Annotated in this window: 21 protein-coding genes; 16 read left to right on the forward strand and 5 right to left on the reverse strand. The window is 69.3% G+C overall.

Annotated features, from left to right (window positions below):
• The first annotated feature begins 83 nt into the window (after window positions 1-83).
• The 3 genes from pheT (at window position 84) to DEU38_RS18520 (ending at window position 3,958) form a co-directional block, all read left to right on the forward strand.
• Window positions 84-2,573 (forward strand): phenylalanine--tRNA ligase subunit beta, encoded by a 2,490-nt coding sequence (pheT, locus tag DEU38_RS18510; protein WP_114722855.1) that lies wholly within the window; start codon window positions 84-86, stop codon window positions 2,571-2,573.
• A 67-nt stretch (window positions 2,574-2,640) separates the two neighbouring features.
• Complete coding sequence (locus DEU38_RS18515; RefSeq protein WP_114722856.1) at window positions 2,641-3,078, forward strand: PspA/IM30 family protein; 438 nt, start codon at window positions 2,641-2,643, stop codon at window positions 3,076-3,078.
• 214 nt (window positions 3,079-3,292) lie between these two features.
• Window positions 3,293-3,958 carry a DUF6891 domain-containing protein gene (locus DEU38_RS18520; protein WP_114722857.1) on the forward strand — a complete coding sequence of 222 codons (666 nt, stop codon included), beginning with the start codon at window positions 3,293-3,295 and terminating at the stop codon, window positions 3,956-3,958.
• 126 nt (window positions 3,959-4,084) lie between these two features.
• Here DEU38_RS18520 and DEU38_RS18525 read toward each other — a convergent pair whose 3' ends face one another.
• Complete coding sequence (locus DEU38_RS18525) at window positions 4,085-4,342, reverse strand: hypothetical protein (protein WP_114722858.1); 258 nt, start codon at window positions 4,340-4,342, stop codon at window positions 4,085-4,087.
• A 110-nt stretch (window positions 4,343-4,452) separates the two neighbouring features.
• The gene (locus DEU38_RS18530) at window positions 4,453-6,123 is read right to left on the reverse strand and encodes an acyl-CoA dehydrogenase family protein (RefSeq protein WP_114722859.1); all 1,671 of its coding nucleotides are present in this window, start codon (window positions 6,121-6,123) and stop codon (window positions 4,453-4,455) included.
• A gap of 136 nt (window positions 6,124-6,259) precedes the next feature.
• Here DEU38_RS18530 and DEU38_RS18535 point away from each other — a divergent pair, with 136 nt between their 5' ends.
• The 11 genes from DEU38_RS18535 (at window position 6,260) to DEU38_RS18585 (ending at window position 19,877) form a co-directional block, all read left to right on the forward strand.
• On the forward strand, window positions 6,260-7,810 hold the full coding sequence (locus DEU38_RS18535) for a class I adenylate-forming enzyme family protein (RefSeq protein WP_114722860.1): 1,551 nt from the start codon (window positions 6,260-6,262) through the stop codon (window positions 7,808-7,810).
• 57 nt (window positions 7,811-7,867) lie between these two features.
• Window positions 7,868-8,950 (forward strand): N-acetyl-gamma-glutamyl-phosphate reductase, encoded by a 1,083-nt coding sequence (gene argC / locus DEU38_RS18540; protein ID WP_114722861.1) that lies wholly within the window; start codon window positions 7,868-7,870, stop codon window positions 8,948-8,950.
• Entirely contained in the window at window positions 8,947-10,185 is a 1,239-nt protein-coding gene (gene argJ, locus DEU38_RS18545) for a bifunctional glutamate N-acetyltransferase/amino-acid acetyltransferase ArgJ (RefSeq protein ID WP_114722862.1), read from the forward strand. Before argC ends, argJ begins: the two co-directional genes overlap by 4 nt.
• Window positions 10,182-11,129 carry an acetylglutamate kinase gene (argB, locus tag DEU38_RS18550; protein WP_114722863.1) on the forward strand — a complete coding sequence of 316 codons (948 nt, stop codon included), beginning with the start codon at window positions 10,182-10,184 and terminating at the stop codon, window positions 11,127-11,129. Before argJ ends, argB begins: the two co-directional genes overlap by 4 nt.
• Window positions 11,126-12,343: an acetylornithine transaminase gene (locus DEU38_RS18555; protein WP_114722864.1), complete on the forward strand. Its 1,218-nt coding sequence runs from the start codon at window positions 11,126-11,128 to the stop codon at window positions 12,341-12,343. Before argB ends, DEU38_RS18555 begins: the two co-directional genes overlap by 4 nt.
• 3 nt (window positions 12,344-12,346) lie before the next feature.
• On the forward strand, window positions 12,347-13,288 hold the full coding sequence (gene argF, locus DEU38_RS18560) for an ornithine carbamoyltransferase (protein WP_114722865.1): 942 nt from the start codon (window positions 12,347-12,349) through the stop codon (window positions 13,286-13,288).
• Complete coding sequence (locus DEU38_RS18565) at window positions 13,285-13,803, forward strand: arginine repressor (RefSeq protein WP_114722866.1); 519 nt, start codon at window positions 13,285-13,287, stop codon at window positions 13,801-13,803. Before argF ends, DEU38_RS18565 begins: the two co-directional genes overlap by 4 nt.
• Before the next feature lie 48 nt (window positions 13,804-13,851).
• Window positions 13,852-15,051: an argininosuccinate synthase gene (locus tag DEU38_RS18570; protein WP_114722867.1), complete on the forward strand. Its 1,200-nt coding sequence runs from the start codon at window positions 13,852-13,854 to the stop codon at window positions 15,049-15,051.
• Between the two features lie 3 nt (window positions 15,052-15,054).
• On the forward strand, window positions 15,055-16,500 hold the full coding sequence (gene argH, locus DEU38_RS18575) for an argininosuccinate lyase (protein ID WP_114722868.1): 1,446 nt from the start codon (window positions 15,055-15,057) through the stop codon (window positions 16,498-16,500).
• Between the two features lie 107 nt (window positions 16,501-16,607).
• The gene (locus tag DEU38_RS18580) at window positions 16,608-19,595 is read left to right on the forward strand and encodes an acyl-CoA synthetase (protein ID WP_397484733.1); all 2,988 of its coding nucleotides are present in this window, start codon (window positions 16,608-16,610) and stop codon (window positions 19,593-19,595) included.
• Window positions 19,596-19,658: 63 nt separating this feature from the next.
• Entirely contained in the window at window positions 19,659-19,877 is a 219-nt protein-coding gene (locus tag DEU38_RS18585; protein ID WP_114722870.1) for a Trm112 family protein, read from the forward strand.
• On the opposite strand, the gene DEU38_RS18590 is transcribed toward DEU38_RS18585, so the two are convergent.
• Genes DEU38_RS18590 through DEU38_RS18600 form a run of 3 tightly spaced genes read right to left on the reverse strand, consistent with a single transcriptional unit; the run spans window position 19,874 to window position 21,989 of the window.
• On the reverse strand, window positions 19,874-20,485 hold the full coding sequence (locus DEU38_RS18590) for a TetR/AcrR family transcriptional regulator (protein WP_114722871.1): 612 nt from the start codon (window positions 20,483-20,485) through the stop codon (window positions 19,874-19,876). The genes DEU38_RS18585 and DEU38_RS18590 overlap by 4 nt on opposite strands.
• Window positions 20,485-21,246, reverse strand: coding sequence for an ABC transporter permease (locus DEU38_RS18595; protein WP_114722872.1), 762 nt, complete (start codon window positions 21,244-21,246; stop codon window positions 20,485-20,487). Before DEU38_RS18595 ends, DEU38_RS18590 begins: the two co-directional genes overlap by 1 nt.
• Window positions 21,243-21,989: an ABC transporter ATP-binding protein gene (locus DEU38_RS18600; protein ID WP_114722873.1), complete on the reverse strand. Its 747-nt coding sequence runs from the start codon at window positions 21,987-21,989 to the stop codon at window positions 21,243-21,245. The genes DEU38_RS18595 and DEU38_RS18600 overlap by 4 nt, the downstream gene beginning before the upstream one ends.
• A gap of 115 nt (window positions 21,990-22,104) precedes the next feature.
• On the opposite strand from DEU38_RS18600, the gene DEU38_RS18605 reads away from it, so the two are divergent.
• A complete protein-coding gene (locus DEU38_RS18605) occupies window positions 22,105-22,749 on the forward strand; it encodes a DNA-3-methyladenine glycosylase (RefSeq protein ID WP_258557994.1) in 645 nt (214 codons plus the stop codon).
• The gene (gene tyrS, locus DEU38_RS18610; protein ID WP_114722887.1) at window positions 22,742-24,019 is read left to right on the forward strand and encodes a tyrosine--tRNA ligase; all 1,278 of its coding nucleotides are present in this window, start codon (window positions 22,742-22,744) and stop codon (window positions 24,017-24,019) included. Before DEU38_RS18605 ends, tyrS begins: the two co-directional genes overlap by 8 nt.
• Window positions 24,020-24,438: the final 419 nt, after the last annotated feature.

Genomic DNA, 24,438 nt, shown 5'->3' on the forward strand with positions numbered 1-24,438 from the left:
GAATGCCCAGAGGACATGAGCGGCGTGGAGCATGCGGAATGCCCAGAGAACACAGACTTCACGAGCGAGAGAGCTGAGAAGACGTGCGAGTAGCGCAATCGTGGCTGACCGAGATCCTGCAGCGGGCGACCCCCGAGTGGCAGGTGAGCGCCGAGGAACTGGACGCCGGGTTCGTCCGCGTCGGTCTCGAAGTCGAGGAGGTCGACACCCTCGAGCCGGTATCCGGTCCGCTGGTGGTGGGTCGTGTCCTGGAGATCACCGAACTCACCGAGTTCAAGAAGCCGATCCGCTTCTGCAAGGTCGACGTCGGTGCCGACGCGCCGCAGGAGATCGTCTGCGGTGCACGCAACTTCGCCGAGGGCGACCTGGTCGTCGCGGCCCTGCCCGGCGCCGTGCTGCCCGGTGGCTTCGCGATCGCGTCTCGTAAGACGTACGGCCAGGTGTCCAACGGCATGATGTGCTCGGCGTCCGAGCTGGGCATCGGTAAGGACCACTCGGGGATCCTGGTCCTCGAGCCGGGCACCGCCGAGCCGGGTACCGACGCCAACGAGCTGCTCGGTCTCGACGACACGATCATCGAGCTCAACATCACCCCGGACCGCGGCTACTGCTTCTCGGTCCGCGGTCTGACCCGTGAGCTCGCGTGCGGGTTCGACCTCGAGTTCGCCGACCCGGCCGTCGTCCCTGCGCTGCCCGCCGAGGGCGGCGAGGCGTGGCCGATCGAGCTGCAGCCCGAGTCGAAGGCCACCCGGTTCACGGCGCGCCGGATCACCGGCATCGACCCCAAGGCCGTCAGCCCGTGGTGGCTGCAACGGCGACTGCTGCTGTCGGGCGTGCGTCCGATCTCCCCGGCCGTCGACGTCACCAACTACGTCCTGCTCGAGCTCGGCCAGCCGCTGCACGCGTTCGATGCCACGAAGGTCGACGGCGGTCTCGTCGTCCGCCGTGCCGAAGCGGGGGAGAAGCTGACCACCCTCGACGGTGTGGAGCGCACCCTCGACGCCGAGGACGTCGTCATCGCCGACAACTCCGGCGCGATCTCGCTCGCCGGTGTCATGGGTGGTGCGAGCACCGAGGTCCACGACGGCACCACCGACATCCTGCTGGAGTCGGCGACGTGGGATCCGCTGGCGGTGTTCAAGACCGCGCGCCGTCACAAGCTGACGAGCGAGGCCAGCAAGCGCTACGAGCGGATCGTCGACCCAGAGGTGGCACTGCCGGCACTCGATCGCGCGGCCGCGCTCCTCGTGGAGATCGCGGGCGGCACCATCGAGCCCGTCCTCAGCGATGTCGGCGGCGTGACCCCGGCGGGTCAGATCCGCATGGACATCGATCTGCCGGACCGCGTCGCGGGCGTGACCTACCCGAACGGCACCGCCGCACGTCGTCTGACGCAGATCGGCTGCACCGTGGAGGTCGGCGTCAGCGAGACCGGACACGGCCAGTTGGTCGTGACCCCGCCGTCGTGGCGTCCCGACGTGGCACAGCCCGCCGACCTGGTGGAGGAGGTGCTGCGCCTCGAGGGTCTCGAGCAGATTCCGTCGGTGCTGCCGCAGGCACCCGCGGGCCGGGGACTGACCCCGCAGCAGCGTCGTCGCCGCGCCGTCGGACGCACCCTGGCGGCGTCCGGGTACGTGGAGATCCTGCCGCCGGTGTTCCTGCCGCACGCGGTGTTCGACACATGGGGACTCGACGCCGACGACCCGCGTCGCAACACCTCCAAGGTGCTCAACCCGCTCGAGTCGGATCGCCCCGAACTGGCCACCACGCTGCTGCCCGGCATGCTGGAGGTCTTGGCGCGCAACACCTCTCGCGGCCAGCGCGACCTGGCGCTGTACGGCATCGCGCAGGTCGTCGAGCCGGGTCCGGACACCAAGCCGGTCGAGGCGCTCCCGGTGGACCGTCGTCCCACCGACGAGCAGATCGCCGAACTGCTGAAGTCGCTGCCGGCGCAGCCGCTGCATGTGGCCGTCGTCCTGGCGGGTCAGCGGGAGCCGTCCGGTCCCTGGGGCACAGGTCGCGCCGCCGACGCGTCGGACGCGTTCGCCGCGGTCCGCACGATCGCCGACGCCGCCGGCGTCACGGTGGAACTGCGTGCCGCGCAATACCTGCCGTGGCATCCGGGTCGCTGCGCCGAGGTGCTGTTCGACGGCGCCGTCGTCGGCCATGCCGGTGAGCTGCATCCGGCGGTGCTCGAGCGTGCAGGTCTCCCGGCGCGGACGTGCGCGGTCGAGGTCGATCTCGACGCCCTGCCGATCGCCGAGGTGCTGCCGTCGCCGCGGGTGTCGCCGTTCCCGGCCGTCCTGCAGGACGTCGCGGTGGTCGTCGACAAGTCGGTGCCGGCCGCGGACGTCGAGGCCGCGCTCCGCTCGGGTGGCGGCGAGCTGCTCGAGGACATTCGCCTGTTCGACGTGTTCGAGGGCGAGCAGGTGGGCGAGGGCCGCAAGTCGCTGGCGTTCGCGCTGCGCTTCCGTGGCGCCGATCGCACGCTTACCGAGGACGAGGCCAGCGCGGCACGTGACGCAGCCGTCGCTGCCGCTGCGGATTCGGTGGGAGCCGTGCTCCGCGGCTGATATCGGAGATCGACCGACGAGGGGCTCCTCTCGGTAGCCTGGAAAGTGCTATCGGGAGGAGCCCCTCATGGTCGATATGGACGAGACACTCGCGCACCTGCGTGGCCTCGACGACGTCCAGTTGCTGGCCGTCGTGCTCGCGGCGACGACGGCTCGCCCCGGACTGGCACCGGTGCACGCGGCCGCCGCCGCGCTCTCCGCGGGCGGCGGCTACACGCCCGACATCCCGCCGGACCCGTCCCGGCCCACCGCTCCACCGGAGGTTCCGCCCCCGATGACGATGGGCACCGCCGCGACTCCGTCGCCCGATTACACGGACGGCGGCGTCCCGACGTTCGATCGTGTCCGCGACAGGATCGAGGACCGCTTCGGGACCGCGCTGGGCTCGGAGGACCTCGAGCGGGACAGCCAGGTCGGCCGCGACCTCGACGAGCAGTGGCAGGCGCGGGAGAAGGCCGCCCACGACCGGCTCGACGAGATCCGCCGGTCCATGAAGAACGAGTAGCCGAAGGCCGGGTCGTGGTCGACGGGCGGCCGACGCCGCGAAGCCGATCGTCGACCTCGATGTCGTTGCGCCTGGCGTCAACTGGATCGCGTCGGTGGCGGTCAGCTCAGTCGGCGCGTGTCGCGGCCTGCGTACCGATCTGTCGGTCGACGGAGCTACCATCGTCGCTGCCTGGTGATTCGCCCGGTTCCGCTCGTTGTATGGAGGTGGCGCTGTGAGCGCGTTGTCGAATCCGAACGCGATCCCGCCCTACGCCGTCCTTCCCGACCTGCCCCTCGACGAGGACGGCCGTGCCGAGGTGACCCGGCAGATCTGGGATCAGCTGATCTCCGGCCGAGGTGACGCTGACGATTTCATCGACTTCTACGGCGACGACTACGACCTCACCGAGGAGCAGCTCGGGGCGGCGTTCGCCGCGCTCCGCACCGCCCGGCTGCGCCAGCAGACGGAGATCGGCGCGTACACCTCCCGCACGATCGCCGCGTTCGAGGAGCTCAATGCAAACGGTGTGGTCGCCCGCGCGGACTTCTCCTGCTGCGGCAGCTGCGCGTCCGGCGAGATCTGGGGCGAGCGCGACGACAGCCGCCACTGGACGGGTTACGTGTACTTCCACCAGCAGGACACCGACCGTCTCGTCGAGGCCGGGGAGACCTACATCGGTTACGGCGCGTTTCCGCCCGAGAACTTCGATGAGGCCGCCTACGACACGCTCAGCGAAGACGCGAAGGAAGACCTCTACGCGGCCGAGGTGACGCGCCTGCTCGAAGACGTGGTGTTCCCCGTCCTGCGGCGGCACGGCATCGAGCCGGAATGGAATCGGGACCTGGGCACGCGGGTGCTGCTCGAGAACGCCGACTGGTACGCCCCGATCGAGGCGTAGCGCGATCTACTGGTCGTCCCGAAGGAGCCCGCGGGTCCGGCTTCCCCATCGGCGGCGACCCGGGTGCGAACGTGAATGAGGGTTGCCGGCGTGCTGGACCGCCCGGTTCGGTGCGCCGTGAACGAGCTACTGCGGACGGATGATCGGGACCGGTGAGTCGTGGCTGACCAGTGCGACTGCGACCTTGTGCTCGGCGGCGAGGTCGCGGAACATCTGCGTGGCGCGCTCGGACTGTGACCAGCCGAAGCAGGCGTAGATGATTGCCCTTCCGATGCTGTAGTCGGTGAGACGTCCCTCGAGGCTCGTGTCTGCGCCGAGTTGCTCGTCGTTGGGTGCGCCGGGGCCGTTGAGCGGCGGGAAACCTCGTCGAACCAGGCGCTTCACGACTCGACCGGTGGCTCTCGAGTGCGTTCGACGTCTGGCTCACCGGTGCCGCCGCCCCATCCGCGGCGATTCCGGGCTGGGGCTGCGGGGCGTGACCGGGGTGGGCGGGGTCAGTGGCGCTCGAGGATCGCCGCGAAATCGGTTCCCGCGGGGAGGGTTCCGTACTCGAGATCGCGATCGGCGCCTAGGCGGGCGGTGATGAAGGCCTCCGCGACGGCGGTGGGGGCCTCGCGCAGCAGCAGCGAACCCTGGAGACCGAGAGCCATGGCCGCCGCGACCGGGCGTGCCCGGAACTGGGCGGTGGCGGGGTCGAGGGTCGCGAGTTCGGCGAGCATCGCGCGGACTCGATCGAGGTGCGCATCGAACACCGACGAGGCGCCGCGTGCGAGGTTCAGTTCGGCGTCGAAGGCCTGCACCGACTCCGGTTCGCGGGTCATCGCGCGCAGCACGTCGAGCGCGATGACGTTGCCCGATCCCTCCCACACCGCCATCACCGGCTGCTCCCGGAACCGGCGCGCCAGGGGGAACGCCTCGGTGTAACCGTTACCACCCAAGCACTCGAGGGACTCGTACGCGTGGTGCGGTCCCCGCTTGCAGATCCAGTACTTGCTGACCGCGGTCGCCAGCCGGCGGAATGCCTTCTCCGACTCGGATGCATCGTCGTCGTGGGCGCGGGCCAGGCGCAGCGCGGTCGCCGTCGCGGCCTCGGACTCGAGTGCCAGATCGGCGGCCACCGCCGTCATCGCCGGCTGATCGACGAGCGTCGCACCGAACGCGGACCGGTGCCGGACGTGCCACAGCGCCTCGGCCACCGATTGCCGCATGCCCGCGGTCGACCCGTACACGCAGTCGAGCCGGGTGCGGGAGACCATCTCGATGATCGTGCGCACGCCGCGGCCGGGTTCGCCGACGAGGTGACCGATCGTGTTGTCGAGTTCGATCTCCGACGATGCGTTCGACTTGTTGCCGAGCTTGTCCTTGAGCCGTTGGATGCGGAACACGTTGCGGGTGCCGTCCTCGAGGACTCGCGGCACCAGGAAGCACGACAGCCCCTCGGGTGCGTTGGCGAGGACAAGGAACGCGTCGGACATCGGTGCGGAACAGAACCACTTGTGTCCGGTGAGCAGGTAGGTGCGATCGGCGAGGGGCTGTGCGGTCGTCGTGTTGGCGCGGACATCGGAGCCGCCCTGCTTCTCGGTCATCGCCATGCCGAACAGCACGCCGGGCTTGTCGCCGGGCGCCGCGAGGGCGCCGTCGTAGCCGCGCGAGTACAGGCGGGGCAGCCAGCGCTGGGCGAGTTCCGGTTCGAGCATCAGCGACGGCACCGCCGAGTGCGTCATCGAGATCGGGCACGCGTGTCCGGGCTCGACCTGCGCGAAGAGCATGAACGTGGCGGCGCGGGCGACGTTCGCCCCGGCGCGCGGCTCCGCCCATGCGGCGGTGTGCGCACCGTGCTCGACGGCCGCCGAGATCACCCGGTGGTACGCGGGGTGGTACTCGACCTCGTCGATGCGGTGGCCCCAGCGGTCGTGCGAGTGCAGACGCGGAATCTCGGTGTTGGCGAGCTCGGCGGCGTGCTGGAACTCGGCGGTGCCGACGAGTGCGCCCACCTCCGACAGGTGCTCCGCGGACCAGCCGGCGTCGTAGCGTGCGATGCCCTCGACGAGTGCCTTGTTGGCGGTGAACTCGTTGACGTCGATCCGCGGTGGTGCCTGGTTGAACACCTCGTGCGTGCGATGTCCACCGGGCGCAGTGTTCGTGGAGTCCTGTGTTGTCGTCATTTCCTAGACCCTTCCGCCAAGCTATGAATCGTGATTCAATTCTTTCTGGTGACTGTAGAACGGATTTGCGTGACGGGCAACGGTCGCGCCGGACGCACGTCCGGTCGCTACCCGTCGAAGAGTTGAGGAGAACCCGGTGCATCTGAACGTGCTGCTCGAGAGTGTCCGCAGAAAGTTCCCCGAGAAGGAAGCGCTCGTTTACGGATCGCGCCGCATCACCTACCGGGAACTCGAATCCGCGTCCCGGCGGGCGGCCGAGGTGTTCCGCCGCGAGGGCGTCCGGCCCGGCGATCGGGTCGCGGTCATGACGTACAACTCGCCGGGCTTCGTGATTGCCGCATTCGGTGTCTGGCGCGCCGGTGGTGTGTTGGTCCCCGTCAACCACAAGCTCACCGCACCCGAGGTCGAGTACACGATCGGCCACAGCGGTGCGCGCGTCGGCGTCGTCTCGGCGGACCTCGTCGACGCGGCCCGCGGTGGAGCGCCGCAGACCCGGTGGTTGCTGACGGAGATGGCAACGCACGGTGGTGCCGGCGGGGATGCGGCGGACGACTTCGATGCCGCTGTCGATGCGGCACCTGAATGGGAGGGTGTCGATGGGGGCGAGGGTAGTGAGGACGCCGTCGCGCAGATCCTGTACACCTCCGGTACAACCAGCGCGCCCAAGGGGTGCGTCCACACCCACCGGTCGATTGCCTCGGTGCCGCCGCTGATCGTCGCGACTGTCGGCCTCGAGCGCGACGACCGCTTCCTGCTCGCCATGCCGATCTGGCACGCATCGCCGCTGAACAACTGGATGCTGACGACGCTGTTCCTCGGCGGAACCGTGGTGCTGCTGCGCGAATACCACCCGATCCAGTTCCTCGAGACCGTGCAACGCGAGCGGATCACCGCGTTCTTCGGCGCGCCCATCGCCTACCTCGCCCCGGTGCAGATCGCGAAGGCTCAGGGTCTCGATCTTTCGTCGTACGACCTGAGTTCGGTCCGGCGCTGGCTCTACGGCGGCGCGCCGATCGGTGCCGAGACCGCGCAGCTCCTCGCCCGCGTCTACGGCTCGGAGGACTTCTATCAGGTGTACGGGATGAGCGAGATGGGGCCGGTCGGCACCGCGCTCTACCCGCACGAGCAGATCGAGAAGGCGGGGTCGATCGGCCGTGGCGGGATGCCCGGCGTGGACCTGCGGGTGGTCCGCGCCGACGGCACGGACGCCGGGCCGGGGGAGACCGGTGAGATCTGGCTCAGCGCCGACACCCGGATGCGCGGCTACCTCGACAACGACGCCGCGACCGAGGACGTGTTCGACGGGCGCTGGTACCGCAGCGGCGACGTCGCGCGGATCGACGCCGACGGGTACCTGTTCATCGTCGACCGACTCAAGGACGTCGTCATCACCGGCGGTGAGAACGTCTACTCGCAGGAGGTGGAGGAGGCGATCCGGCCGCACGACGACATCCTCGACGTCGCGGTGATCGGCCGGCCGCACCCGGAGTGGGGCGAGACGGTGGTCGCCGTCGTCGTGCCGGTCGAGGGGAGGACACTGGAACTCGAGGATCTGCGCGCGTACCTGTCGGACAAGCTCGCCCGCTACAAGATGCCGCGGGAGCTGGTGCTCGTCGATACGTTGCCGCGGAACCCGTCGGGCAAGCTGACCAAGCACGTGCTGCGCGACGCCGTGTTTCCCCAGTGATTCGTGTGTCGAAAACCCACTATGAATGAGTTTGCATGATGGTGCATAATCATCCGTATGGGTACATCTGGAGACGCTGGAGCTTCGGAGACCGGTAACCGGTCTCCGATCAAGGTCGCGATTGCGGGCGCGAGCGGGTACGCGGGTGGCGAGATCCTGCGCCTGCTGCTCGGTCATCCTGCCTATCGCGACGGTTCGCTCGTGATCGGTGCGCTGACCGCGGGCAGCAACGCGGGCACGACCCTCGGGTCGCACCACCCGCACCTGCTGCCGCTCGCGGATCGCGTCCTGGGGCCGACCGACATCGAGACCCTGTCCGGTCACGATGTCGTCTTCCTCGGCTTGCCGCACGGCAACTCGGCCGAGATCGCGCGGCAGCTCCCCGAGTCGACCGTGATCATCGACTGCGGTGCCGACTTCCGGCTCACCGACGCCGAGGCGTGGGAGAAGTACTACGGCAGCCCGCATGCCGGCACTTGGCCGTACGGGCTGCCCGAGCTGCCGGGCGGCCGGGACAAGCTCGTCGGTGCCACCCGCATCGCGGTGCCCGGCTGCTACCCGACCGCGTCGTCGCTCGCGCTCGCCCCGGCCGTCGCAGCCGGTGTCGTCGAGCCGCGGGTCAACATCGTCGCGGTCAGCGGAACCTCCGGCGCGGGCAAGGCGCCCAAGGCCGACCTCCTCGGCTCCGAGGTCATGGGCTCGGTCCGGGCGTACGGCGTCGGCGGCGCGCACCGGCACACCCCGGAGATCAAGCAGAACCTGTCGGCGGCCGCCGGCGCGGACGTCACCGTCTCCTTCACGCCGGTCCTCGCGCCGATGCCGCGTGGCATCCTCGCTACCTGCACCGCGCCCACCACGTCCTCCGTCGACGAGATCCGTGCCGTCTACGAGAAGGCGTACCGGGACGAGCCGTTCGTCCACGTGCTCCCCGAGGGGCAGCTGCCGCAGACCGGGGCCGTCGTCGGCTCCAACGCCGTGCAGATCGCGGTCACCGTAGACGCGGACGCCGGAGTCCTCGTCGTCATCGCGGCGATCGACAACCTCACCAAGGGCACCGCCGGCGGTGCCGTCCAATCCATGAACCTGGCCCTGGGCCTGCCCGAGACCGATGGTCTCTCGACCGTGGGAGTTGCTCCGTGACAACCGAATCCGACTTCGCCGACGCCATCGAGATCGCCGGGGGCCGGCTGATCCGCACGCAGGGCGTCACCGCGCCGGCGGGCTTCCGCGCAGCCGGCATCAAGGCCGGGATCAAGGTCAGCGGTCGCTCCGACCTCGCACTGGTCTTCAACGAGGGACCCGAGCTGGCTGCCGCGGGCGTATTCACCGCCAACAAGGTCAAGGCCGCGCCCGTGCTGTGGTCGCAGCAGGTCCTCACCACCGGCCGGCTGCGGGCCGTGGTCCTCAACTCCGGCGGCGCCAACGCGTGCACCGGAGCCCCCGGGTTCCAGGACGCCCACAAGACCGCCGAGCACGTGGCCGCATCGCTCAGCGACTGGGGCACCGAGACCGGCGCGATCGAGGTCGCAGTGTGCTCCACCGGTCTGATCGGTGACCGGCTGCCGATGGACAAGATCCTCTCGGGCGTCACCGAGATCGTGCACGAACTGGCCGGCGGTATCTCCGGCGGCACCGACGCCGCGCACGCCATCATGACCACCGACACCGTCCCCAAGCAGGCGGCACTGCACCACGCCGACAAGTGGAACGTCGGCGGCATGGCCAAGGGGGCCGGCATGCTCGCGCCGTCGCTCGCGACGATGCTGTCGGTCATCACCACCGACGCCGTCGCGACCGCCGAGCAGCTCGACGAGGCGCTGCGGTTCGCGACGCGGATGTCGTTCGACCGACTCGACGTCGACGGCGCGACCTCCACCAACGACACCGTGCTGCTGCTCTCGTCGGGCGCCAGCTCGGTCGCCCCGTCGCAGGACGAGCTCAACGCCGCCGTGCTCGCGGTCTGCGACAGCCTCGCCGACCAGATGATGGCCGACGCAGAGGGCGTCACCAAGCGGGTGCGGGTCACCGTCAGCGGCGCCGCCTCCGAGCAGGAGGCCCTCGTCGCTGCGCGCACCGTGGCCCGCGACAGCCTCGTCAAGACCGCACTGTTCGGCTCCGACCCCAACTGGGGTCGTGTCCTGGCCGCGGTCGGCATCGCGCCGATCACGCTCGACCCGGACCGGATCTCGGTGTCGTTCAACGGCAATCCCGTGTGCATCGACGGTGTCGGCGCCCCCGGCGCCCGCGAGGTGGACCTGTCCGGCACGGACATCGACCTGAACATCGAACTGGGCGTCGGCGAGCACAGCGTCACCATCCGCACCACCGACCTGTCGCACGCGTACGTCGAAGAGAATTCGGCGTACTCGTCATGAGTACCGACACCGACAGTGGCACCGCCGCCAGCATCGAGAACCTCACGTCGAGCCAGAAGGCGTTCGTCCTGGCCGAGGCGCTGCCGTGGCTGCAGCGCTTCCACGACAAGATCGTCGTGATCAAGTACGGCGGCAACGCCATGATCGACGACGAGCTCAAGAGCGCATTCGCCGCGGACATGGCGTTCCTGCGGACCATCGGGATCCACCCGGTCGTGGTGCACGGCGGCGGCCCTCAGATCAACGCGATGCTCAAGCGGCTCGGCATGGAGGGTGAGTTCCGGGGCGGTTTCCGGGTCACCACCCCCGAGGTCATGGACGTCGTGCGGATGGTGCTGTTCGGTCAGGTCGGCCGCGAGTTGGTCGGCCTGATCAACGCGCACGGCCCATTCGCCGTCGGCATCTCCGGCGAGGACGCGCGGCTGCTGACCGCGACCCGGCGCACCGTGCAGGTCGACGGCGAGGCCACCGACATCGGCCTCGTCGGCGACGTCACCACGGTCAACCCCGACGCGGTGCTCGACCTCATCGCCGCCGGGCGCATCCCCGTGGTCTCCACGATCGCGCCCGACGAGGACGGCGTGGTGCACAACATCAACGCCGACACCGCGGCCGCGGCCATCGCCGAGGCGATCGGCGCCGAGAAGCTGGTCGTCCTCACCGACGTCGAGGGGCTCTACACCGATTGGCCCGACCGCAGCTCGCTCGCCTCCGAGATCGACACGGCCGCACTGCGTCAGCTGCTGCCGAGCCTCGACTCCGGCATGGTCCCCAAGATGGAGGCCTGCCTGCGCGCCGTCGAGGGTGGCGTGCCCACCGCGCACGTCATCGACGGCCGCGTCGCGCACTCGGTTCTGCTCGAACTCTTCACCGGCGAGGGCATCGGCACCATGGTGACCCCCGCTCCCGCACCCAACTCTGTTACCCCGGAAGGACGGAAATGACTGCCACAACGGATCTGCAGCAGCGCTGGTCCGGCGCGCTGATGAACACCTACGGCGTGCCGCGGGTGGCGCTGGTCCGCGGTGAGGGCGCGGTCGTGACCGACGCCGACGGGAAGCAGTACCTGGATCTGCTCGCCGGCATCGCCGTCAACATCCTCGGCCACGCGCATCCGGCGATCGTCGAGGCCGTCACGACCCAGCTGTCCACTCTCGGACACGTGTCGAACCTGTACGCCAGCGAGCCGGCCGTCGCGCTGGCCGAGCACCTGCTCGAGCACCTGGGTGCGGGCGAGACCGCCGGCACCGTGACGGGGCGGGTGTTCCTGTGCAACTCGGGAACCGAGGCCAACGAGGCCGCCTTCAAGCTGGCCCGGGCGACCGGACGTCGCAAGATCATCGCCGCCGAGAAGGCGTTCCACGGCCGGACGATGGGTGCCCTCGCGCTCACCGGCCAGCCCGACAAGCGGGCGCCGTTCGAGCCGATGCCCCCCGGCGTCGAGCACGTGCCCTACGGCGACCTCGAGGCGCTCGACCGGGCGGTCGACGAGGACACCGCGGCGGTGTTCCTCGAGCCGATCATGGGTGAGGGCGGCGTCGTGGTCCCGCCGGAGGGCTACCTCGCGGGTGCCCGGAAGATCACCGCCGAGCGCGGCGCACTGCTGATCCTCGACGAGGTGCAGACCGGCATCGGCCGGACCGGCTGGTTCTACGCGCACCAGGCCGCGGGCATCGTGCCCGATGTCATGACGCTCGCCAAGGGTCTCGGCGGTGGCATGCCGATCGGTGCGTGCATCGCGACCGGCGCGGCGGCCGAACTCTTCGGTCCGGGCAAGCACGGCACCACGTTCGGCGGCAACCCGGTGTGCGCGTCGGCCGCGCTCGCCGTGTTGCGGACGATCGCGTCCGAAGACCTGCTGTCGCATGCCGACAACATCGGCAAGGTGCTCTCCACCGGCATCGAGGGACTCGGGCACCCGCTCGTCGATCACGTGCGCGGATCCGGGCTGCTGCTGGGCGTCGTTCTCACCGACGACGTGGCCCCCGCGGTCGAGACCGCGGCCCGCGACGCCGGGTACCTCGTGAACGCGGCGCAGCCGGGCGTGCTCCGGTTGGCACCCCCGTTGATCCTCACCGAGGAGCAAGCGGAAGGATTCGTCGCGGCGCTGCCGGGAATTCTCGATGCGGCTGCGGCGGAACCGGCAGGAGGCAAGTAGTACATGACGATTCGACACTTCTTGAGGGACGACGACCTGACCCCGGCCGAGCAGGCCGAGGTGCTGTCGCTCGCCCGTGAGCTCAAGGCGAATCCGTTCTCGCGACGGCCGCTCGAGGGCCCGCGCGGCGTCGGTGTCATCTTCGACAAGAACTCGACCCGCACCCGTTTCTCGTTCGAGATGGGCATCGCGCAGCTCGGCGGGCACGCGGTCGTCGTCGACGGCAGCAAGACCCAGCTCGGCCGCGACGAGACGCTGCAGGACACCGGACGCGTGCTGTCTCGGTTCGTCGACGCCGTCGTGTGGCGCACGTTCGGCCAGGAGCGGCTCGAGCAGATGGCCGAGGGTGCGACGGTTCCGATCGTCAACGCGCTGTCGGATCAGTTCCATCCGTGCCAGGTACTCGCGGACCTGCAGACCATCGCCGAACGCAAGGGTGAACTGGCGGGTCTGCGGCTCACGTACCTCGGCGACGGCGCCAACAACATGGCGCACTCACTGCTGCTCGGTGGCGTCACCGCAGGCGTGCACGTGACGATCGCCGCGCCGCTCGGGTTCGCACCCGACCCGGCGGTCGTCGAGGCCGCCCGCGTGCGGGCCGAGCAGACCGGCGCAATGGTCACGCTCACCGACGATCCGCAGGCCGCGGTGGCCGGCGCCGACGTGCTGGTGACGGACACCTGGACGTCGATGGGTCAGGAGGAGGACGGTCTCGACCGCATCGGACCGTTCCGGCCGTTCCAGATCAACGCCGACCTGCTCGCGAAGGCGGCACCGGACGCCGTCGTGCTGCACTGCCTGCCCGCACACCGCGGCGAGGAGATCACCGACGAGGTCCTCGACGGGCCGCAGTCGGCTGCGTGGGACGAGGCCGAGAACCGGCTGCATGCGCAGAAGGCACTGCTCGTCTGGCTGCTCGAACACCGGTCCGGGGCCCGGCCGTGACCACCGCCCCGGGGCCCCATCCGGCGCAGCCTGCCGCCGCCGTCGCGCACACGCGCGCCGGCCGGCAGGCGCGGATCACCGCGCTGGTCGCAGAGCGGCACATCCGCAGCCAGGCCGAACTCGCGGCGCTGCTCGGCGCGGAGGGGATCGAGGTCTCCAACGCGACCCTGTCGCGCGATCTCGAGGAACTCGGCGCGGTGAAGCTGCGGGCCGCCGACGGTGGCGCCGGGGTGTACGTCGTGCCGGAGGACGGCTCGCCCGTGCGGGGTGTCTCCGGGGGTACCGACCGGTTGTCCCGACTGCTGGGGGAACTGCTGGTCTCGACCGATGCCAGCGGAAACCTCGCCGTCCTGCGGACCCCGCCGGGGGCCGCGCACTACCTGGCCAGCGCGCTCGACCGGGCCTCGCTGCCCGACGTCGTCGGCACCATCGCGGGCGACGACACGATCCTCGTCGTGGCCCGCGAACCGCTCACCGGGGCGGAGCTTGCCGCGGCGATCGAGCGCCTGGCCTGACCACTAGACTCTGCATGAACAATTCGATTTCTAAGGAGCACACACACCATGGCTGATCGCGTCGTACTCGCCTACTCGGGCGGGCTGGACACCTCCGTGGCCATCAGCTGGATCGGCAAGGAGACCGGCAAGGAGGTCGTTGCCGTCGCCATCGATCTCGGCCAGGGCGGCGAGGACATGGAGGTCGTGCGTCAGCGTGCCCTCGACTGCGGTGCCGTCGAGTCGGTCGTGGTGGATGCGCGCGACGAGTTCGCGGACGAGTACTGCCTGCCGACCATCCAGGCCAACGCTCTCTACATGGACCGCTACCCGCTGGTCTCGGCCATCAGCCGTCCGCTGATCGTCAAGCACATCGTCGAGGCTGCTCGCGCGCACGGCGGCACCGTCGTGTCGCACGGGTGCACCGGCAAGGGCAACGACCAGGTCCGCTTCGAGGTCGGCTTCGGCGCCCTCGCGCCCGACCTCGAGGTCATCGCACCGGTCCGCGACTACGCGTGGACCCGCGAGAAGGCGATCGCCTTCGCCGAGGAGAACAACATCCCGATCAACGTCACCAAGCGTTCGCCGTTCTCGATCGACCAGAACGTGTGGGGCCGCGCGGTGGAGACGGGCTTCCTCGAGGATCTGTGGAACGCGCCGACCAAGGACGTCTACGACTACACGCAGGACCCCACGCTCAACTGGAACAGCCCCGACGAGCTGATCATCAGCTTCGAGGCGGGTAAGCCGGTCGCGATCGACGGCAAGCCGGTCACGGTGCTCGAGGCCATCCAGGAGCTCAACAAGCGCGCGGGTGCGCAGGGCGTCGGCCGCCTCGACGTCGTCGAGGACCGTCTCGTCGGCATCAAGAGCCGCGAGATCTACGAGGCCCCGGGCGCGATGGTGCTCATCACCGCGCACCAGGAGCTCGAGCACCTCACCCTCGAGCGTGAGCTGGGCCGCTACAAGCGTCAGATGGAGCAGCGCTGGAGCGAGCTGGTCTACGACGGCCTGTGGTTCTCGCCGCTCAAGGACGCGCTGGATTCCTTCGTCGCGAAGACCCAGGAGCGGGTCACCGGCGACATCCGCCTGTTCCTGCACGGTGGCGCGATCACCGTCAACGGCCGCCGCAGCCCGGAGTCGCTGTACGACTTCAACCTGGCCACCTACGACGAGGGCGACTCGTTCGACCAGTCGTACGCGAAGGGCTTCGTCAACATCCACGGCCTGTCCTCCAAGGTCGCCGCGAAGCGCGACCTGGGTCTCTAGTCGATGACCGCCCACGACGCCGGAGGCGCTCAGAGCCACGGCACCAACGAGGGCGCCCTGTGGGGCGGCCGGTTCCAGTCGGGACCGGCCGCCGCCATGGCGGCCCTGAGCAAGTCGACACACTTCGACTGGGTCCTGGCCCCGTACGACGTGCGGGCGTCCCAGGCGCACGCGAAGGTGCTGCACAAGGCCGGTCTCCTGACTGAGGCCGACCTGGCGACCATGCTCGACGGCCTCACCCGGCTCGGCGACGACGTCGCCTCCGGTGCGTTCGGGCCGGCCGAGTCCGACGAGGACGTGCACGGCGCACTCGAGCGGGGCCTGATCGAGCGGGTCGGGCCCGAGGTCGGTGGGCGGCTGCGGGCCGGCCGTTCCCGTAACGACCAGGTGGCCACCCTGTTCCGGATGTGGTTGCGGGACGCGGCCCGGCGGGTCGCCGACGGCGTCCTCGACGTCGTCGACGCACTCGCAACCCAGGCCGCGGCGCACCCCGATGCCGTGATGCCGGGCAAGACGCACCTGCAGGCGGCGCAGCCCGTGCTGCTGGCGCATCATCTGCTCGCGCACACGCATCCGCTGCTGCGCGACGTTGCGCGTCTGCGGGACTTCGACAAGCGGGCCGCGGTGTCGCCGTACGGTTCCGGCGCCCTGGCGGGCTCGTCGCTGGGGCTCGACCCCGACGCGATCGCCGCCGAGCTGAAGTTCGACTCGGCCGCCGAGAACTCGATCGACGCGACGTCGTCGCGTGACTTCGCGGCCGAGGCGGCGTTCGTCTTCGCGATGATCGCGGTGGACCTGTCTCGGATGGCCGAAGAGGTCATCATCTGGAGCACGCCGGAATTCGGCTACATCACGCTCGCGGACGCGTGGTCGACGGGATCGTCGATCATGCCGCAGAAGAAGAACCCGGACGTCTCCGAGCTCACGCGTGGCAAGGCAGGACGCCTGATCGGCAACGTGACCGGTCTGCTGGCCACGCTCAAGGCACAGCCGCTCGCGTACAACCGCGATCTGCAGGAAGACAAGGAGCCGGTCTTCGACTCGGTCGCACAGCTCGAGCTGCTGCTGCCCGCGATCACCGGTCTGGTCTCCACCCTCGAGTTCCACACCGATCGGATGGCGGAGCTGGCTCCCGCAGGGTTCACGCTCGCCACCGACATCGCGGAATGGATGGTCCGCCAGGGCGTTCCGTTCCGGGTTGCGCACGAGGCCGCGGGCGCATGCGTCCGCGTCGCGGAGGCGCGCGGCGTGGGGCTCGACGAGCTCACCGACGACGAGCTTGCGGGTGTCGATCCGGCGCTCACCCCGGCGGTGCGCGAGGTGCTCACGGTCCACGGATCCATCGCGTCGCGTAGCGCGCGCGGCGGGACCGCGGGGGTGCGGGTTGCCGAACAACTGGGCGGCGTGCGTCGTTCGGCGGACGCGTTGCGGGAGTGGACGCGCGCCTAGTCGAGATGAGAGATCGACTCGGTGTAACCCCAGTCCCATATACGCAGTAATGTGGAAGCTCATCGAACATGATGTGATGCAAGTCACGATGGGTTGCTGGGGGAGTGCTGGTGAGTCTGAGCTCCGACTACGTGGTGGGTTCGCTTCGGCGAGCCGTCGCCACGGCACAGAACGGCCTCGAGGTGGTTCGCCTCGGCGGTCTGGAAACCGGTGCCACACCGTCGCCGTTCCAGATCGTCGAGCGCGCCCCGATGTATCGACTGCGCCGATACTTCCCGGACACCGCTCCGGATCAGGCCGGGCCGCCGATCGTGCTCGTGCCGCCGATGATGATGTCGGCGGACGTGTACGACGTCACCCGTGACCAGGGCGCCGTCGGGATCCTGCACGAGATGGGCATCGATCCGTGGGTCGTCGACTTCGGCTCCCCGGACACCGAGGAGGGCGGCTGGGACCGCACACTCGCGGATCACATTGTCGCGATCAGCGAGATCATCGACCTGGTCCACGAGCACACCGGTCGTGACGTCCACCTGTCGGGCTATTCGCAGGGTGGCATGTTCTGCTACCAGGCCGCGGCCTTCCGGCGGTGCCGGAACATCGCCAGCCTGATCACTTTCGGTGCGCCCGTCGACACGCTGGCCGCGCTGCCGTTCAACATCCCCGAGGGCATCGCGACCAAGGCCGCCGACGTGCTCGCCGACCACGTGTTCAACCGTTTGTCGATCGCCGGGTGGATGGCGCGCACCGGCTTCCAGTTGCTCGATCCGGTGAAGACCGCGAAATCCCGACTCGACTTCCTGCGGCAGTTGCACGACCGCGAAGCGCTGCTGCCGCGCGAGCAGCAGCGCCGCTTCCTGGCGCAGGACGGCTGGGTGGCGTGGTCCGGCCCCGCGGTCGCCGAACTGCTCAAGCAGTTCATCGTCCACAACCGGATGATGACCGGTGGGTTCGTCATCAAGGACACCCCGGTGAGCCTCGCCGAGATCACGTGTCCGGTTCTTGCGTTCGTCGGTGAGGTCGACGACATCGGCCAACCGCTCGCCGTGCGCGGGATCAAGCGGGCAGCGCCCCGGGCCGAGGCGTTCGAATCGACGTTGCGCGCAGGGCACTTCGGCCTCGTCGTCGGCTCCGCCGCGGCAGCCCGGACGTGGCCGACCACCGGACAGTGGGTTCGATGGCGTGAGGGCACCGGGCCGCGCCCGGACACCGTCGACGCGATGATCCACGACGAGCCGTCCGGCACCGACAGCGGTGTGAGCATCGCCAACCGGCTGGCCCATACCGTCGCGTCCATCGCCGAGGTCGGTGTGGGCGTCGGCAAGGGAATCGCGGATCTCGCCACCGACACCGTGCGTGGCACCCGCGAGCTCTCCGTCGAGGCTGCTCGTGCGTTGCCGAGACTTGCTCGGCTCGGTCAGCTGCAGCCGCACTCGCGGATCTCCCTGGGGCTGTTGCTCGCCGAGCAGGGACGCAAGGCGGCGAACGGGGAGTTCTTCCTGTTCGACGATCGAGTGCACACCAACGCCGCCGTCAACACGCGCATCGACAACGTGGTCCGTGGTCTCATCCATGCCGGTATCCGGCCGGCCAACCATGTCGGTGTCCTGATGGAGACCCGCCCCAGCGCGCTGGTCGCGATCGCGGCGCTGTCGCGGCTCGGTGCCGTCGCAGCGCTGTTGCCGCCGGGCGGGGATCTCGACGAAGCGGTGCGACTGGGTGGGGTCGATCGCATCCTCGTCGACCCCGACCACCTCGAAGACGCGGTGGCGACCGGCAAGAAGGTCCTCGTGCTCGGCGGCGGCGAATTCCGCGGGCTCGACGTCGAGCTGGGGCCGGACGTGGTGGACCTGGAGCAGGTCGACCCGGATGCGGTGACACTGCCCGGCTGGTATCGCCCGGATCCCGGGCTGGCACGGGAACTGGCGTTCGTGATCTTCAGTGGGTCGCGCGGCAGCCTCGAGGCCAAGTTCATCACGAACTACCGCTGGGCGCTCTCGGCGTTCGGTACGGCGTCCGCGGCCTCGCTCAGTCGCGGCGACACGGTGTACTGCCTTGCACCGCTGCATCATTCGTCGGGGCTGATGGCCACCCTCGGTGGCGCGGTCGCGGGCGGTTCGAGGATCGCGCTGTCGCGCGGGCTGGATCCGGAGCGCTTCGCGGAGGAGATCCACCGGTACGGGGTCACGGTCGTCAGCTACACGTGGACGATGCTGCGTGAGATCCTCGACGCCAAGCTGCTGCCGCTCGAGCACGGGCATCCCGTGCGCCTGTTCATCGGCTCGGGCATGCCGCCCGGGCTGTGGCGCCGAACCACCGAGCGGTTCGCCCCGGCGCAGGTGCTCGAGTTCTATGCGTCCACCGAGGGTGACGTGGTTCTGGTCAATGTCTCCGGCGCGAAGGTCGGTTCCAAGGGGCGCCCGCTCCCCGGCAGCGCCGAGGTTCGACTGGGCGCGTACGACCCGATCGAGGGGCGTCTGCTCGAGGACGCGCAGGGATTCGTCCGTGAGTGCGAGGACGAGGAAGTAGGCCTGCTTCTCGGTCGGCCGGGCGCACGCGCGGAGGCGGTTCCCGGCGTGATGCGGGGCGTCTTCGCTGCCGGCGACGCCTGGGTGCCCACCGAGAACCTCTTCCGGCGGGACGCGGACGGAGACTACTGGCTGGTCGACCACAAGCGCACCGTGGTCGCCGCAGCGCGCGGACCGGTCTTCACGCAGCCGATCGTCGATGCCCTCGGGGAGATGCCGCAGGTCGAGTTGGCGGTCGCGTATCCAGTGCCCGCGGGGGAGTCCCACGTGGCGGTCGCGGCGATCACCGTCCACGAGGGACGCGTCCCCAGCGCGGCGGAGATCGGTGCCGCACTCGGGCAGTTGCCGATCGAGCAGTGCCCCGACATCGTGCACGTCGTCGACCGCATCCCGCTCGGCGCCTCGTACCGCCCTCGGGCGTCCGAGTTGCAGGCAGCGGGCCTCCCGAAGCCGAGCGTGCGCGCGTGGTACCTCGACGTGGACACCGGCCGGTACAAGCGCCTCACCAAGGCGACGGCGGCGACGTTCGGGGACCCGTCGGCGAAGCCGGGTGGGGTGCCCGCGTGAGCACTCCCGCGGAGACTTGTAGCCTGGACCGGCCGAGATCCCGGACGGCCCGAGAGGACTGAAGTGGTTATTGATCCCACCCTGCTCAGCATTCTGGCGTGCCCGCAGGACAAGGGGCCGTTGCTGTTGGTCGGTGACGAGTTGCTCTACAACCCGCGCCTGCACCGGGCCTACCCGATCGAGAACGGGATCCCCGTGCTGCTGGTCGACGAGGCACGTGATGTCACCGACGCCGAGCACGACGACTTCGTCGCGCGCGGCGTCGCCTCCCGCACCGACTAGACCGGTTCCAGCGGTCCGGTGAAATAGCGCTGCAGTGTCGGCGCGATCAGCTGGACGGTCTGCTCCGTGGACAGGGTCCGCAGGGCTTCGATCCTCAACAGGTGGCGGGTGACGAACAGACCCGTCATCTGCGAGGCGACGAGTGCGACGCGCAGGTCCCCGGTTCCGGTCGGGGAGTCCACCCTCGCGGCGATGCCCTTCAGCGCGACCTCGAGGAGGAAGCTGCGGACGAGGTTCTCCTCGCCGCCCGTCAGTGCGGACCGCACCGCGGCGACCACCGCGGGCTGGTGCGTGGAGTCCCAGACCCCGATCACTGTCCGCGCGAGCGTCTCGCCCAGTGCGTCCACCGGGGCCGCCCCGAGCGCGCCGAGGATCGTCGCGGGGTCGATGGGTAGCTCGATCGCGTCGACCAGCAGGCGCTGCTTTGTGCCGAAGTAGTGGTGGACGAGTGCCGAGTCGACGCCGGACTCCGACGCGATCGAGCGAATGGTCGTGTGGTCGAACCCTTTGCTCGCGAACTGGTTTCGAGCGACCTGCAGGATCCGGTCGCGGGTCCCCGAGCGCCCGGGACGCCTCCCGGAACGGGTCGGCGAGGACGACTCCGCCATCACGGTGTCCGCCGACGCAGTGTCGCGGCCCCGAGACTCAGCGCGACCACCACGAACGCCACCACGATCCCGAGGTCACGCCACATCAACGTGGTCGTGCCGGGATTGGTGGCCACCTGCTGCAGGGCCTCCACCGCGTAGCTCAGCGGCAGCACGTTGCTGATCCACTCCAGCCACTGCGGCAGCTGACCCCGCGGAACCAGCAGCCCGCACAGCAGGAGTTGCGGGATCACGATGACCGGCATGAACTGCACGGCCTGGAACTCGGTGCGGGCGAACGCGCTGCACAGCAGGCCCAGCGCGACCCCGAGTACGGCGTTGACCACCGCGATGAGCAGGACCCAGATCACGCTGCCTTCGGTGGTCAGGTTCAGAAATCCGAAGGCGACCGCACAGGCGAGGCCGGCCTGCGCCGCCGCGGCGATCGAGAAGGCGGTGCCGTAGCCGGCGAGCAGGTCGAGCTTCGACAGGGGCGTGGTCAGCAGGCGTTCGAGGGTGCCGGAACTGCGTTCGCGCTGCATCGCGATCGACGTCACCAGGAACATCACGATGAACGGGATGATGCCGAGCATCGTGATCGCGATCCGGTCGAACAGCGGAGTCTGGCCGGGCGGGGTCGGGACGTTCTGATAGAGGAAGTACAGGAGCACCATCAGCAACGACGGCACCACCAGGATCATCGCGACGGTCCGGTGGTCCACGCGGAGCTGACGCAGGATGCGCGTCGTACTCGCGGTGTAGATACGGGGCGTGATGATCATGGCTGGACTCCGACCTGGTGTTCCCGGATTAGCGAGAGGAACGCCTCCTCGAGGTTTGCCTTGTCGGTACGGCGCCGGAGTTCGTCCGGTGGCACGTGCGCGAGCAGCCGGCCGTCCCGCAGCAGCAGGAGGTTCTCGCAGTGGTCGGCCTCGTCCATGACGTGGCTCGACACGAGCAGTGTCGTGCCCGCAGCGGCAAGCGAGGCGAAGTGTTCCCACAGTTCGGCGCGCAGGACGGGGTCGAGCCCGACGGTGGGCTCGTCCAGCACCAGCAGTTCCGGCTGGGCGACCAGTGCGCACGCCAGTGACACTCGGCCGAGCTGCCCGCCCGACAGGTCGCCCGCTCGGTGGTGGGTGTGGGTCGTCAGGCCGACGGCCTCGATGGTGTCGGCGACCGCGTCGTTGCCGCGGCCGTACAACGAGGCGAAGTACCGCACGTTGTCCCTGATCGTCAGATCCAGGTAGACGCTCGGCGCCTGGGTCACGTAGCCGATCCGACGCCGCAGAGCCGCCGCGCCCGCCGGGCGGCCCAGCAGGGTGACCGTGCCGGACTCCACGATCTGGGTGCCGACGATGCACCGCATCAGAGTGGTCTTGCCGCACCCCGACGGACCGAGCAGCCCCGTGACCGTTCCGCGGGGGATCGCCAGGGTTACGTCCCTCAGTGCGGGGGCGCCACCGCGTCGGACATTGAGCTCGTGGATCTCTATCGCCGCGGAGGACGAAGCGGAGGTTCCGGTCATGTCGACCTCGATTCATCGAGCGATGAACTCACCGTTCGGTGAATTATTTGCCCGCGCGGGGACGCCCGTCAACGCTCCGGACGCCACCGCGCGACGTCGGTGCACAATCGTCACCGTGACCACTCCTGGACGCGACGTCCTCCGCGACGCCGACCGCCCGATCGAGGCGGCCCGGGCCCTTCTCGGCGCGACGCTGACCGTCGGCGCGGTGCGGGCGCGGATAGTCGAGGTGGAGGCGTATGGAGGCGACTTACAGGGCCCATGGCCGGATCCGGCGTCGCACTCCTTCCGGGGACGGACACCGCGGAACGCGGTGATGTTCGGTGACGCAGGCCATCTGTACGTCTACCGCAGCTACGGAATGCACTACTGCGCGAACGTCTCGTACGGACCGGACGGCGTCGCCGGTGGCGTGCTGCTGCGCGCTGCAGAGATCATCGACGGCCACGAGCTGGTCGCCTCACGCCGTCCGGGGATCAGTCGTCACTCCGACGCCGCCCGCGGACCGGGCAACCTCGGTTCGGCACTCGGCCTGACCCTCGACGACAACGGGGTCGACCTGTTCGGGACCCACCCGGACACGCGCCTGGGGCTGGGGGAGCCGACGCCCTACCGGAGCGGCCCACGGGTCGGGATCGCCGTTGCCGCAGACCGGCCGTGGCGGCTGTGGATCCCGGGCTCGGCCGCCGTTTCCGCGTACCGCCGCAGCCCGCGCGCACCTGCGGTCACCGAGCGATGGGATGATCGGGTGCGTGACTGAGAACATCCTTGACGAACTGACCTGGCGGGGCCTCATCGCCCAGTCGACCGATCTGGACGCGCTGCGTCGTGAGACCGAGGCCGGTCCAGTCACGTTGTATGCCGGTTTCGATCCGACCGGGCCGAGCTTGCACGCAGGCCACCTGGTCCCGCTGCTCGCCCTCAAGCGCTTCCAGCGCGCAGGTCACCGGCCGATCGTCCTGGCCGGTGGCGCCACCGGCATGATCGGTGACCCCCGCGATGTCGGCGAGCGCACCATGAACTCGGCCGACACGGTCGCCGAATGGGCCGATCGCATCCGCTCGCAGCTCGAGCGCTTCGTCGACTTCGACGATTCACCGACCGGCGCGGTCATCGAGAACAACGCCAACTGGACGTCCAAGCTGACGGCAATCGATTTCCTGCGCGACATCGGTAAGCACTTCTCCGTGAACGTCATGCTTGCGCGGGACACCGTCAAGCGGCGTCTCGAGTCCGACGGCATGTCCTACACCGAGTTCAGCTACATGTTGCTGCAGGCGAACGACTTCGTGCACCTGCGCCGCAACTACGGTTGCGCGTTGCAGGTCGGCGGCTCCGACCAGTGGGGCAACATCATCGCCGGGGTCGACCTCAACCGGAAGCTCGACGGTGCCTCGGTCCACGCGATGACGGTCCCGCTCGTGACGTCTGCGGACGGCAAGAAGTTCGGCAAGTCGACCGGTGGCGGCAGCCTGTGGCTCGATCCCGAGATGACCAGCCCGTACGCCTGGTACCAGTACTTCGTGAACACCGGTGACGCGGATGTCATGCGTTACCTGCGCTGGTTTACGTTCCTGACGCAGGAGGAGCTCGCGGAGCTCGAGACCGCGACGGCGGAGCGCCCGCAGGCTCGTGAGGCGCAGCGCCGGCTCGCTGCCGAGATGACGACGCTCGTCCACGGACAGGCAAATACGGACGCGGTTGAGCTCGCGAGCAAGGCGTTGTTCGGCCGCGCCGAGCTGACGGACCTCGACGAGTCGACGCTCGCGGCTGCGCTGAAGGAGGCGTCGATCGCAGAGGTTCGAGCAGGTGAGCCGGACACGATCATCGATCTCCTGGTAGCGAGCGGGCTGTGCGAGAGCAAGGGCGCTGCGCGCCGAGCTGTCAAGGAAGGCGGCGCCTACGTGAACAACCAGCGAGTCGAGGCCGACGACTGGGCGCCGAGCGCGACGGATCTGCTGCACGGAAAGTGGCTCGTGATCCGACGGGGACGGAAGAACTTCGGTGGCATCAAGGTGCTCGCCGGCTGACGTGTCCGGCGTCACGAAGATCAAGTTGTGCCCGAACGGGGCGGGGTTCGCCCCGCCCCGTTCGGTCTACCTGCGGCTTTCCGATCCAGAGTGGCCGGGCAAGCCCTGTGACCAGGCAATTTGGCGTTCCAGTGCAAAGCCCCGTAACTTATTCCAGGTCAGAGCGACACGGACACCGACCCGCCGCCGAGCTTCGCAGCTCAGCGAGGGAAAACGAGGTTGTACGGAGAGCGCCTGAAAATCCGAGTGTGAAACATCCTGTAGGATGGTGGAGCGCGTTCGGGTGGCCGACAAAGTAGCGGATTTGCGTCCGAGACTTGGTTCGGTTAGGCTGGAACAGTTGCCCCGAAACGAGGAGCCTGAGGGTTTCGAGTGGTGGTGTGCGCGTGTTCTTTGAGAACTCAACAGTGTGTCGATGA

It is taken from the genome of Rhodococcus sp. AG1013 (assembly GCF_003350365.1).
In the GTDB taxonomy this organism is placed as follows: Bacteria; Actinomycetota; Actinomycetes; order Mycobacteriales; family Mycobacteriaceae; genus Prescottella.